Here is an 11,192-nt window from a genome sequence, read left to right on the forward strand (position 1 = left end):
CCGCGGACGCCCAGTCCGCGGTGCGGGCGCTGCACTAGAATCGACCGGTCATGACTGCCATCCACGACTGTTCGGTCGAATCCCAGCTGCTTGCCGGAATGCGTCTCGCCCGCCGCGCCATCGGCAGCGGCGAGCTCGTCGTCATCCCCACCGACACCGTCTACGGGGTCGCGGCCGACGCCTTCGACCCCACGGCGGTGCAGCGCCTGCTCGAGGCGAAGGGCCGCGAGCGCACCTCGCCGCCGCCCGTGCTCATCCCGGGCATCCCCACGCTCGACGCGCTCGCGAGCGAGGTGCCCGACGCCGTGCGGCAGCTCGTCGAGGAGTTCTGGCCCGGCGGCCTCACCGTGATCCTGCGCGCGCAGTCGTCGCTGCAGTGGGACCTCGGCGAGACGCGCGGCACCGTGGCGCTGCGGATGCCGGCGAACCCGATCGCGCTCGAGCTCCTCTCGGAGACGGGCCCGCTCGCCGTGTCGTCGGCGAACCTCTCGGGCATGCCGTCGGCCACGACCGCCCAGGACGCCGCCGAGATGCTCGGCGACCGCGTCGCCGTCTACCTCGACGGCGGGCCGGCGGGCGTCGGCTACGAGGCGATCGGCGAGCGACCGGGCGACACGTCGTCGACGATCGTCGACGCGACCGGCCTCGGCGCCGACGGGGGAGTGCTGCGCATCGTGCGCGCCGGCGTCATCTCCCGTGAGCGCATCGCCGCGGTCGTCGGCGAGGAGCTGCTCGCGCCGGCGGGCGAGCAGCTGCAGCCGCAGCCGCCCGCAACGGACGACGTGGAGTCCGCGGCATCCGACGACCTCGCGGCCGAGCCCGCCGAGCCCGAACCCCACCCCACGGACGCCGCCGCCTCATGACGCTGTTCGTCGCGCTCGCGCTGGTCGCCGCGCTCGTCACCTTCGCCGGGTCGCTGCTCGTCTGGAAGCTCAGCCTCAAGTACCGGCTGTACCCGAAGATCCGCGAACGCGACGTGCACACCCGGCCGACGCCGCGCCTCGGCGGCATCGCGATGTTCGTGGGCATCCTCGCGGCGTTCGGGGCGGCGGCCTTCGTGTCGTCCCTCGGCATCGCCCGCTTCGCGAACATCTCGATCATCTTCCAGGACCGCAGCCAGGTGCTCTCGATCCTCGCCGCCGCCGCGCTCATCGTCGCGATCGGCGTCGCCGACGACATCTGGGACCTCGACTGGATGACGAAGCTCGCGGGCCAGTTCATCGCCGCGGGCCTCATCGCCTGGCAGGGCGTGTCGATCGTGTCGCTGCCCATCGGCGGCCCCGACGGCGGGATCACCGTCGGCTCCTCGTGGATGAGCGCGACGATCACCGTCTTCACGATCGTGCTCGTCATGAACGCCATCAACTTCATCGACGGGCTCGACGGGCTCGTCGCGGGCGTCGCCCTCATCGCGAACGGCGTCTTCTTCGTCTACACCTACCTGCTGGTGCAGAAGACGTCGCCGCTCAACTACTTCAACCTCGCCTCGCTCATCGCCGTCGTCGTGGTCGGCGCCTGCGCCGGGTTCCTCGTGCTCAACTGGCATCCGGCGAAGCTCTTCATGGGCGACGCGGGCGCGCTGCTCGTGGGCCTGCTCATGGCCACCTCGGCCATCGCCGTGACCGGCCAGATCAATCCCGCGTCGCTCGAGCTCGGCGAGCTCTTTCCGGCGTTCATCCCGATCATCCTGCCGTTCGCGGTGCTCATCATCCCGCTGCTCGACTTCGGCCTCGCCGTCGTGCGCCGCCTGCGCGCCGGCAAGTCGCCGTTCGCGGCGGATCGCAAGCACCTCCACCACCGCCTGCTCGACATGGGCCACTCCCACCTCCACGCCGTGCTGATCTTCTACGGCTGGACGGCCGTCGCGTCCGTCGGATGCCTCCTCACCTTCGTCTTCCCGGTGTACTTCGGCATCCCCTCGGGCTGGGCGTTCCTCATCCTCGGCATCGGCTTCCTCGTCTGCGCCGCGTTCACGCTCGCGCCCCTCGGACGCCGCAAGCGCCAGACGGTCGCCGCCGAGGCCGACGACTCCCCGCCCTACTCGCCCGTGCTCGACGAGCTCGAGGCCCGACCGCCGTCGGCCGACTTGGAGCAGCCCGTGGCATCCGGCGACACCCGAACAGGAGCCCCATGACCGCCGCATCCCCCGAACGCGCCGATCGCACGCCCACGTCGAACCCGGTGCTCGGCCGGGCCCTGCGCTGGGGCGGCCTCATCGCCGGCATCATCGCGGTCGTCGGCGGCGTGCTCGGCTACGTCTTCGCCGGCACCGAGGGCCTCGTGAGCGCGCTCGTGGGCACCCTCATGGCCGTGGTGTTCATGGGCATCACGGGCGCCAGCATCCTGCTCGCCAACCGGTTCGCCGACAGCGATGTGTTCGTCGGCATCTTCTTCGGCATCGTGCTCGGCGGGTGGCTGCTCAAGTTCATCCTCTTCATCGTGCTCGTCGTGGTGCTGCGCGATGCCGACTGGCTGAACCCCACCGTGCTGTTCCTCAGCATCGTCGCCGGGGTGATCGCCTCGCTCGTCGTGGACGTGCTCGTGGTCGCGCGATCTCGCATGCCGTACGCGAGCGACGTCGAGCTCCCGAAGGCCCCGACCGACGACTGATCGAGCGTGGCGGATGCCGCATCCGGCATGATTCCCGCACCACATCTCTTCTACACGCTGTAGTGATTCGTGTGGCGGACCATTCTCTTGCTAGAGTGATGGAGATCCCCCCGGTTTTCGCCTGCTCCGGCATGTGCGGAAACCAGTCCGATGTTCGTCGACGCGAGAGCCTCGCTCCACGCCCCGAAACAGGAGATAGCGCTGCTAGCTAACGCTGTGAACCTGCTGGTTCCGATTTCAACCGATGATGGTGAATTCCACGGGCCGTCGATCCTGGAATTCTTCCCAGGGCCGCTCCTGTTCGAGGGCACGGACTTCGAGGTCAACCGCATCATCCTGGTCCGCTGGGTTGCGGTCCTCGCACTGCTGCTGGTCTTCTGGCTCGGCACGCGTCGCATGCGCGTCGTGCCCGGGCGCTTCCAGAGCCTCGTCGAGATGGGACTCGACCTCGTTCGCGTCAACATCGCCGACGACCTGCTCGGCAAGAAGGACGGCAAGCGATTCCTGCCGATCCTCACCACGATCTTCTTCCTCGTGCTGTTCATGAACATCACCGGTGTGATCCCGGGGCTGAACATCGCCGGCACCTCGGTGATCGGCGTGCCGCTCGTGCTCGCGATCGTCGCCTACATCACGTTCATCTACGCGGGCATCAAGAAGAGCCCCAAGAACTTCTTCAAGAACTCCCTGTTCCCGTCGGGCGTTCCGTGGCCGGTGTACATCATCGTCACGCCCATCGAGTTCATCTCGACCTTCATCATCCGCCCGATCACGCTCACCCTGCGACTCATGATGAACATGATCGTCGGGCACCTCCTGCTCGTGCTCTTCTTCGCGGCCACGCAGTTCTTCGTCTTCAACCTCGGCGGCTGGTACACCCTGCTCGGCGCGGGCACGCTGGCCTTCGGCCTCGCGTTCACGCTGTTCGAGATCCTCGTCGCAGTCCTGCAGGCCTACGTCTTCGCGCTCCTCACCGCGGTCTACATCCAGCTCGCGGTGGCGGAGGAGCACTGAGCCCGGGCGCCCGCCCGAATCATCCCTAGGAAAGGAAAACCCAACGTGGACGCAACCACCGTTCTCGCTGCACTCGATGGAAACATCGCGACCGTCGGATACGGCCTCGCTGCCATCGGCCCGGCCATCGGCGTGGGCATCGTCGTCGGCAAGACGATCGAGGGCGTGGCTCGCCAGCCCGAGCTCGCCGGTCGTCTCCAGGTCCTGATGTGGATCGGCATCGCCTTCACCGAGGCGCTCGCCTTCATCGGTATCGCGACCTACTTCATCTTCGTCTGATCGCCCCGCCGCAACTGAGGAGGCCAATGTGCTGCACGCAGTACTGAGAGCTGCAACCGAGGGCGGCGAAGCGACCCCGAACCCGGTCCTTCCGGAGTCGTACGACCTCATCTGGTCGACGGTCTGCTTCGTCATCATCCTCATCTTCTTCTGGCGCTACGTGCTGCCTCGCATGCAGACGCTCCTCGATGAGCGCGCAGAGGCGATCGAGGGCAACATCGCGAAGGCCGACGAGGCCCAGCGCAAGGCCGAGGCCGCCCTCGAGGAGTACACCGCCCAGCTCGCCGACGCGCGCGCCGAGGCGGGGCGCATCCGCGAGGCCGCCCGCGAGGACGGCAAGAAGATCGTCGCCGAGGCGAAGGACCAGGCCACCACCGAGGCCGCCCGCGTCACCGCGAGCGCGCAGGCGCAGATCGAGGCGGAGCGCCAGTCGGCCCTCGTCTCGCTCCGGTCCGAGGTGGGCACCATCGCCATCGACCTCGCGTCGGGCGTCATCGGCGAGTCGCTGTCCGACGACGCGAAGGCCAAGGCCGTCGTCGACCGCTTCCTCGCCGACCTCGAGGCGTCCGAGCAGGCCGCCGCGGGAGGGAAGAAGTAGTCCATGGGTAGCGCAACGAGAGGGGCCCTCGCCGGAACGCGAGCGGCGCTCGCCGAGCTCGGCCGGGCCGACCTCACGGTCGCCGAGGACCTCCTCGCGGCAAGCCGGGCCATCGGCGGCGCGCATCACCTGCGCAGCGCCCTCATCGACAATGAGGCGGATGCCGCGCAGAAGCATGCGCTCATCGCGGCCGTGTTCGGCGACAAGCTGTCGGCCGGCGCGACCTCGCTCCTCGTGAGCGCGGCGTCGAGCCGCTGGTCGTCGGGCGAGGACTTCCTCGCCGGGCTCGAGGAGCTGGGCTTCCGGGTCGCGGCCGACGCGGCGGGCGAGGGCGTGCAGGTCGACGCGGAGCTGCTCGCGTTCGAGCGCGCCGTGGCATCCGACTCGGAGCTCGAGCTCGCGCTCGGCTCGAAGCTCGGGGCCACCGCGACGAAGGCGAAGGTCGTCGACCGGCTGCTCGCGGGCAAGGCCGACCCGGCGACGGTCGTGATCGTGGGTCACCTCGTGCGGCAGCCCCGGGGCCGCCGCATCGGCGAGATGCTCCGCTACGCGGCATCCGTCGTCGCCGACCAGCGCGGATTCGAGGTGGCCACGGTCACCTCGGCCGTGCCGCTCGACGCCGCGCAGCTCGCTCGCCTCGAGCAGGGCCTCGCCGCGCAGGCGGGCCGCCGCATCCGATTCGACACCATCGTCGACCCCTCCCTGCTCGGCGGGGTCCGCGTGCAGATCGGCGACGACGTCATCGACGGCAGCGTCGCCTCGCGCCTCAGCTTGCTGAGGCAGAAGCTTGCCGGCTGACGCCGGAGGAACACGACCGGCGTCCTGCGCCGCGACACACCAGTAGCTGTACACCCGGTACAGAAAAGGGAAAGACAATGGCAGAACTCTCCATCAGCCCCGACGAGATCCGCTCGGCTCTCTCGGAGTTCGCCGCGGCCTACGAGCCGGGCGCTGCGCAGAAGACCGAGGTCGGGTACGTCACCGACGCCGCCGATGGGATCGCACACGTCGAGGGCCTGCCCTCGGTCATGGCGAACGAGCTCGTGCGCTTCGCCGACGGCACGCTCGGCCTCGCGCTGAACCTCGACGAGGACGAGATCGGCGTCGTGGTGCTCGGTGAGTTCACCGGCATCGAGGAGGGCATGGAGGTGACCCGCACGGGCGAGGTCCTCTCGGTGCCCGTCGGCGAGGGCTACCTCGGCCGCGTCGTCGACCCCCTCGGCAACCCGATCGACGGTCTCGGCGAGATCGCGACCGACGGCCGCCGCGCCCTCGAGCTCCAGGCTCCCGGCGTCATGCAGCGCAAGTCGGTGCACGAGCCGCTGCAGACCGGCATCAAGGCGATCGACGCGATGATCCCGGTGGGCCGTGGCCAGCGCCAGCTCATCATCGGCGACCGCCAGACCGGCAAGACCGCCATCGCCATCGACACGATCATCAACCAGAAGGCGAACTGGGAGTCGGGCGACCCGAACAAGCAGGTCCGCTGCATCTACGTCGCGATCGGCCAGAAGGGCTCGACCATCGCGGGCGTCAAGGGCGCCCTCGAGGACGCGGGTGCGATGGAGTACACCACCATCGTCGCCTCGCCGGCCTCCGACCCCGCCGGCTTCAAGTACCTCGCGCCGTACACCGGCTCGGCCATCGGCCAGCACTGGATGTACGACTCGAAGCACGTCCTGATCATCTTCGACGACCTGTCGAAGCAGGCCGAGGCCTACCGCGCCGTGTCGCTGCTGCTCCGCCGCCCGCCGGGACGCGAGGCGTACCCCGGCGACGTCTTCTACCTGCACTCCCGTCTGCTCGAGCGTTGCGCCAAGCTCTCCGACGAGCTCGGCGCCGGCTCGATGACCGGCCTGCCGATCATCGAGACCAAGGCGAACGACGTCTCGGCCTACATCCCGACCAACGTGATCTCGATCACCGACGGCCAGATCTTCCTCCAGTCCGACCTCTTCAACGCCAACCAGCGTCCGGCGGTCGACGTGGGCATCTCGGTCTCGCGAGTCGGCGGTGACGCACAGGTCAAGTCGATCAAGAAGGTCTCGGGAACGCTGAAGCTCGAGCTCGCACAGTACCGCTCGCTCGAGGCGTTCGCGATGTTCGCGTCCGACCTCGACGCGACGAGCCGTCGCCAGCTCGCCCGCGGCGCCCGCCTCACCGAGCTCCTCAAGCAGCCGCAGTACTCGCCGTACCCCGTCGAGGAGCAGGTCGTCTCCATCTGGGCGGGCACCAACGGCAAGCTCGACGAGGTTCCCGTCGAGGACATCCTGCGCTTCGAGCGCGAGTTCCTCGACTACCTCGGCCGCAACACCACGGTGCTCACGGATCTCCGCGACACCAACGTGCTCTCCGACGAGACCGTCGCCACCCTCGAGAGCGAGGTCGACCGCTTCAAGCAGGAGTTCCAGACGGGCGAGGGCAAGCCGCTCGCGTCGGTCGGCTCGGAGAAGTTCGAGGCGATCGCCGAAGAGGAAGTCGTCCAGGAGAAGATCGTCAAGGGTCGCCGCTAGTCGATTCCAGGTTCCCTGAGGCTCTCGGGGAACCGGCCGTGCCGGCCTCGCCGAGAGCCTCAGAGTCAGGAAGTCAGGACACAGGAGAAACATGGGAGCGCAGCTTCGGGTCTACCGCCAGAAGATCAAGTCGGCGCAGACGACCAAGAAGATCACGCGAGCGATGGAGCTCATCTCGGCCTCGCGGATCCAGAAGGCCCAGGCGCGGGTCGCGGCATCCACGCCGTACTCCAACGCGATCACCCGCGCGGTGTCGGCCGTCGCGAGCTACTCGAACGTCGCGCACGTGCTCACGACCGAGCCCGAGCGCGTCGACCGGGCCGCGATCGTGATCTTCAGCTCCGACCGCGGTCTCGCGGGCGCCTTCAACTCGCAGGTGCTGCGCGAAGCCGAGGAGCTCACCGAGCTGCTCCGCAGCCAGGGCAAGGAGGTCGTGTACTTCCTCGTCGGCCGCAAGTCGGTCGGGTACTTCTCGTTCCGCCGTCGCGACTACGAGCGCAGTTGGATCGGCGGCACCGACAGCCCGCTGTTCGATACCGCCAAGGAGATCAGCGACGCGGTGCTCGAGGCGTTCCTGCGGGATGCCGCAGACGGCGGCGTCGACGAGATCCACATCGTCTACAACCGCTTCGTGAGCCGCATCACCCAGGTTCCCGTCGTCACCCGCCTGCTGCCCCTCGAGGTCGTCGAGGGCGAGGAGGAGCCCGACGCCAAGAACGAGGTGTTCCCGCTGTACGAGTTCGAGCCGGATGCCGAGACGGTGCTCGACGGGCTGCTGCCGGTCTACATCGAGAGCCGCATCTTCAACGCGATGCTGCAGTCGGCCGCCGCGAAGCACGCCGCGACGCAGAAGGCCATGAAGTCGGCGACCGACAACGCCGACAAGCTCATCAAGGACTACACCCGTCTCGCGAACGAGGCGCGGCAGTCCGAGATCACGCAGCAGATCGCAGAAATCGTGGGTGGAGCGGACGCGCTCTCCTCCGCCAAGTAGCCAAGATTCAGCCAGAAGGAAGAGAACATGACTGACACCGCCACCGCGCCAGTCCAGAACGAGACGGGTGCCGTCGGACGCATCGCCCGCGTCACCGGACCCGTCGTCGACATCGAGTTCCCGCACGACTCGATCCCCGAGATCTACAACGCGCTCAAGACCACGATCACGATCGGCGACGAGTCGAACGAGATCACCCTGGAGGTCGCGCAGCACCTCGGCGACGACGTCGTGCGCGCGATCGCCCTGAAGCCGACCGACGGCCTCGTCCGCGGCCAGGAGGTCCGTGACACCGGCGCTGCGATCTCGGTGCCCGTCGGCGACGTCACCAAGGGCAAGGTGTTCAACGTCATCGGCGAGGTGCTCAACGGCGTCCCCGGCGAGACGATCGAGATCACGGAGCGCTGGCCGATCCACCGCAAGCCTCCGGCGTTCGACCAGCTCGAGTCGAAGACCCAGCTGTTCGAGACCGGCATCAAGGTCATCGACCTCCTCACCCCGTACGTGCAGGGTGGAAAGATCGGCCTCTTCGGCGGTGCGGGCGTCGGCAAGACCGTCCTCATCCAGGAGATGATCCAGCGCGTCGCGCAGGACCACGGCGGTGTCTCGGTGTTCGCCGGTGTCGGCGAGCGCACTCGTGAGGGCAACGACCTCATCCACGAGATGGAGGAGGCGGGCGTCTTCGACAAGACCGCCCTCGTCTTCGGCCAGATGGACGAGCCGCCGGGAACGCGTCTCCGCGTCGCCCTGTCGGCCCTCACCATGGCCGAGTACTTCCGCGACGTGCAGGGACAGGACGTCCTGCTCTTCATCGACAACATCTTCCGATTCACGCAGGCCGGCTCCGAGGTCTCGACGCTGCTCGGCCGCATGCCGTCCGCGGTGGGCTACCAGCCGAACCTCGCCGACGAGATGGGCGTGCTCCAGGAGCGCATCACCTCGACGCGCGGCCACTCGATCACCTCGCTGCAGGCGATCTACGTGCCGGCCGACGACTACACCGACCCGGCTCCGGCGACGACGTTCGCGCACCTCGACGCGACGACCGAGCTCTCCCGCGAGATCGCGTCGCGTGGTCTGTACCCTGCGGTCGACCCGCTGACCTCGACGTCGCGCATCCTCGACCCCCGCTACCTGGGCGAGGACCACTACCGCGTCGCGACCACCGTCAAGCAGATCCTCCAGAAGAACAAGGAGCTGCAGGAGATCATCGCGATCCTCGGTGTCGACGAGCTCTCCGAGGAGGACAAGATCACGGTGTCGCGTGCGCGCCGCATCCAGCAGTTCCTCTCGCAGAACACCTACATGGCCAAGAAGTTCACGGGTGTCGAGGGCTCCACGGTGCCGCTGAAGGACACGATCGAGTCGTTCGACGCGATCGCCCGCGGTGACTTCGACCACGTCGCCGAGCAGGCCTTCTTCAACGTCGGACCCATCTCCGACGTCGAGGAGAAGTGGGCGCAGATCCAGAAGGAGAACGGCTGAGCATGGCCGCCCTCAACGTGAGCGTCGTCTCAGCCGACCAGGAAGTCTGGTCGGGCGAGGCCTCCATGGTGGTGGCTCGCACCGTCGAAGGCGAGATCGGCATCCTGCCGGGTCACGAGCCGATGCTCGCAATCCTCGCCGGCGGCGAGGTGCGTGTCACCCTGCCCGGTGGTGAGAAGATCACCGCCAATGCGGAAGACGGCTTCCTCTCGGTGCACTCGAACGACGTGCAGGTCGTGGCCTCGCGCGCCTCGCTCGCATAGGGGTTCCGGATGCCGGGGGAGCAGCCGATCGACCGCCAGTTCGGTGACCTCACGGTCACCCAGCTCATCGTCATGGCCGGGCTGCCGGGTGCGGGCAAGTCGACGATCGGGGAGATCGTCGGCGCCCGCCTCGGCGCCACGGTCGTCTCCGTCGACCCGATCGAGTCCGCGATCCTTCGCGCGGGGATCGACGCCGACCAGCCGACCGGCCTCGCGGCGTATCTCGTCGCCGAGGAGATCGCCGAGAAGGAACTCGGTTCCGGTCGCACCGTGATCGTCGACGCCGTGAACGCGGCCGAGGCGGCGCGGCTGCAGTGGCGCGACCTCGCGGATCGCGCGGACGTGCGCCTCCGGGTGATCGAGGTCGTGTGCTCCGACGAGTCCGTGCATCGCGCGCGCCTCGAGAAGCGTGAGCGCGGTCTCCCGCACCTCGAGGAGACGACCTGGCGTGCCGTCGAGCAGAGCCTCGAGGGCTACGCTCCGTGGACCGGTCCCTCGTCGGCATTGCCGCGGGTGACGATCGACAGCGTGGAGCCGCTCGGCGTCAACGTCGAGGCGGCGCTCGCCTTCATCGGTTCGTAGTGCTGCTCCTGCTGCCGCCGTCGGAGACCAAGCGCGACGGTGGTGACGGTGGCCCCGTCGTTCTCGGCGATCTGGCGTTCCCGTCGCTGGGTGACGCCCGAGCCGAGGTGATCGAGGCCACGGTCGCCCTCGCCGCCGATCCGGATGCCGCGATGCGGGCGCTGAAGCTCGGTTCGCGTCAGTCCGCCGAGGTGGCGCGGAATCGCACGTTGCTCGAGTCCCCGACGATGCCCGCACTCGACCGCTACACGGGCGTGCTCTATGACGCCCTCGATGCCGCAAGCCTCGATGGGCCCGCGCGGGAGTACGCGGCTCGCACGGTGGCGGTGCACTCCGCGCTCTTCGGGCTGGTCGGCGCACTCGACCGCATTCCCGCGTATCGGCTGTCGCACGATTCCCGGCTGCCCGGTGTGCGTCTGAAGGCTCGCTGGCGCGGGCCTGTCGGTGGCGAGTTGGCCGGCCGCGGCGACCTCATCGTGGACCTGCGTTCCGAGGGCTACGTGGACCTGGGCCCCTCCCCGAGACGCGAGAACTCCGTGTTCGTGCGGATCGTGGCGGTCGACGACGCTGGGCGGCGCCGGGCGCTCAACCACTTCAACAAGCGCACCAAGGGGCTCTTCACGAGATCGTTGCTCGAGCAGCGGCCCGCCCTGAGCACGACCGCCGACCTGCTCGAGTGGGCAGCCGGGGCCGGCTACCGGCTCGAGGCAGGTTCGGTGCCGCGTGGCGCCGCCGACGAACTCGAGCTCGTCGCGGCCTGACGCGTCCGCGAGCCGCGCCGCCGCCTGGGGCGCCGGCGGGCCCCCGCCCAGGGGCTCGGCGCGCGCGGCCCGCACTCCCGGACCGCCGCCCGA

13 protein-coding genes are annotated in these 11,192 nt (G+C 68.8%); all 13 read left to right on the forward strand.

Translation table 11 applies throughout. The features are described 5' to 3' along the window. Window positions 1–50: 50 nt before the first annotated feature. Window positions 51–863, forward strand: coding sequence for an L-threonylcarbamoyladenylate synthase (locus EDM22_RS15380; RefSeq protein WP_122937968.1), 813 nt, complete (start codon window positions 51–53; stop codon window positions 861–863). Beyond that, window positions 860–2,134 carry an MraY family glycosyltransferase gene (locus tag EDM22_RS15385; protein ID WP_122937969.1) on the forward strand — a complete coding sequence of 425 codons (1,275 nt, stop codon included), beginning with the start codon at window positions 860–862 and terminating at the stop codon, window positions 2,132–2,134. The genes EDM22_RS15380 and EDM22_RS15385 overlap by 4 nt, the downstream gene beginning before the upstream one ends. Beyond that, window positions 2,131–2,610, forward strand: coding sequence for a Cg1360 family ATP-synthase-associated protein (locus EDM22_RS15390; RefSeq protein ID WP_122937970.1), 480 nt, complete (start codon window positions 2,131–2,133; stop codon window positions 2,608–2,610). Before EDM22_RS15385 ends, EDM22_RS15390 begins: the two co-directional genes overlap by 4 nt. A 216-nt stretch (window positions 2,611–2,826) precedes the next feature. After that, window positions 2,827–3,624 (forward strand): F0F1 ATP synthase subunit A, encoded by a 798-nt coding sequence (atpB, locus tag EDM22_RS15395; protein WP_122937971.1) that lies wholly within the window; start codon window positions 2,827–2,829, stop codon window positions 3,622–3,624. A gap of 45 nt (window positions 3,625–3,669) precedes the next feature. Then, on the forward strand, window positions 3,670–3,903 hold the full coding sequence (gene atpE, locus EDM22_RS15400) for an ATP synthase F0 subunit C (protein WP_122937972.1): 234 nt from the start codon (window positions 3,670–3,672) through the stop codon (window positions 3,901–3,903). A gap of 28 nt (window positions 3,904–3,931) precedes the next feature. Beyond that, the gene (locus EDM22_RS15405) at window positions 3,932–4,501 is read left to right on the forward strand and encodes a F0F1 ATP synthase subunit B (protein WP_122937973.1); all 570 of its coding nucleotides are present in this window, start codon (window positions 3,932–3,934) and stop codon (window positions 4,499–4,501) included. A gap of 3 nt (window positions 4,502–4,504) precedes the next feature. Further along, window positions 4,505–5,299, forward strand: coding sequence for a F0F1 ATP synthase subunit delta (locus EDM22_RS15410; RefSeq protein ID WP_122937974.1), 795 nt, complete (start codon window positions 4,505–4,507; stop codon window positions 5,297–5,299). Window positions 5,300–5,376: 77 nt separating this feature from the next. Then, a complete protein-coding gene (atpA, locus tag EDM22_RS15415; RefSeq protein WP_122937975.1) occupies window positions 5,377–7,014 on the forward strand; it encodes a F0F1 ATP synthase subunit alpha in 1,638 nt (545 codons plus the stop codon). Window positions 7,015–7,105: 91 nt separating this feature from the next. Next, the gene (locus EDM22_RS15420) at window positions 7,106–8,008 is read left to right on the forward strand and encodes a F0F1 ATP synthase subunit gamma (RefSeq protein WP_122937976.1); all 903 of its coding nucleotides are present in this window, start codon (window positions 7,106–7,108) and stop codon (window positions 8,006–8,008) included. Between the two features lie 27 nt (window positions 8,009–8,035). Next, window positions 8,036–9,493: a F0F1 ATP synthase subunit beta gene (gene atpD / locus EDM22_RS15425; RefSeq protein ID WP_122937977.1), complete on the forward strand. Its 1,458-nt coding sequence runs from the start codon at window positions 8,036–8,038 to the stop codon at window positions 9,491–9,493. A 2-nt stretch (window positions 9,494–9,495) separates the two neighbouring features. After that, the gene (locus EDM22_RS15430) at window positions 9,496–9,756 is read left to right on the forward strand and encodes a F0F1 ATP synthase subunit epsilon (protein WP_122937978.1); all 261 of its coding nucleotides are present in this window, start codon (window positions 9,496–9,498) and stop codon (window positions 9,754–9,756) included. Window positions 9,757–9,765: 9 nt separating this feature from the next. After that, window positions 9,766–10,338 carry a P-loop nucleotide/nucleoside kinase family protein gene (locus tag EDM22_RS15435; RefSeq protein WP_122937979.1) on the forward strand — a complete coding sequence of 191 codons (573 nt, stop codon included), beginning with the start codon at window positions 9,766–9,768 and terminating at the stop codon, window positions 10,336–10,338. Continuing rightward, window positions 10,338–11,099: a YaaA family protein gene (locus tag EDM22_RS15440; protein WP_122937980.1), complete on the forward strand. Its 762-nt coding sequence runs from the start codon at window positions 10,338–10,340 to the stop codon at window positions 11,097–11,099. Before EDM22_RS15435 ends, EDM22_RS15440 begins: the two co-directional genes overlap by 1 nt. The last annotated feature ends 93 nt before the right edge of the window (window positions 11,100–11,192 follow it).

Source organism: Agromyces tardus (assembly GCF_003710805.1).
Taxonomy (GTDB): Bacteria; Actinomycetota; Actinomycetes; order Actinomycetales; family Microbacteriaceae; genus Agromyces; species Agromyces tardus.

Bases quoted from the DNA above. Each gene is read 5' to 3' on its own strand.
- EDM22_RS15380 (WP_122937968.1), top strand. From the start codon at position 51: ATGACTGCCATCCACGACTGTTCGGTCGAATCCCAGCTGCTTGCCGGA.
- EDM22_RS15385 (WP_122937969.1), top strand. From the start codon at position 860: ATGACGCTGTTCGTCGCGCTCGCGCTGGTCGCCGCGCTCGTCACCTTC.
- EDM22_RS15390 (WP_122937970.1), top strand. From the start codon at position 2,131: ATGACCGCCGCATCCCCCGAACGCGCCGATCGCACGCCCACGTCGAAC.
- EDM22_RS15410 (WP_122937974.1), top strand. From the start codon at position 4,505: ATGGGTAGCGCAACGAGAGGGGCCCTCGCCGGAACGCGAGCGGCGCTC.
- atpA (WP_122937975.1), top strand. From the start codon at position 5,377: ATGGCAGAACTCTCCATCAGCCCCGACGAGATCCGCTCGGCTCTCTCG.
- EDM22_RS15420 (WP_122937976.1), top strand. From the start codon at position 7,106: ATGGGAGCGCAGCTTCGGGTCTACCGCCAGAAGATCAAGTCGGCGCAG.
- atpD (WP_122937977.1), top strand. From the start codon at position 8,036: ATGACTGACACCGCCACCGCGCCAGTCCAGAACGAGACGGGTGCCGTC.
- EDM22_RS15430 (WP_122937978.1), top strand. From the start codon at position 9,496: ATGGCCGCCCTCAACGTGAGCGTCGTCTCAGCCGACCAGGAAGTCTGG.
- EDM22_RS15435 (WP_122937979.1), top strand. From the start codon at position 9,766: ATGCCGGGGGAGCAGCCGATCGACCGCCAGTTCGGTGACCTCACGGTC.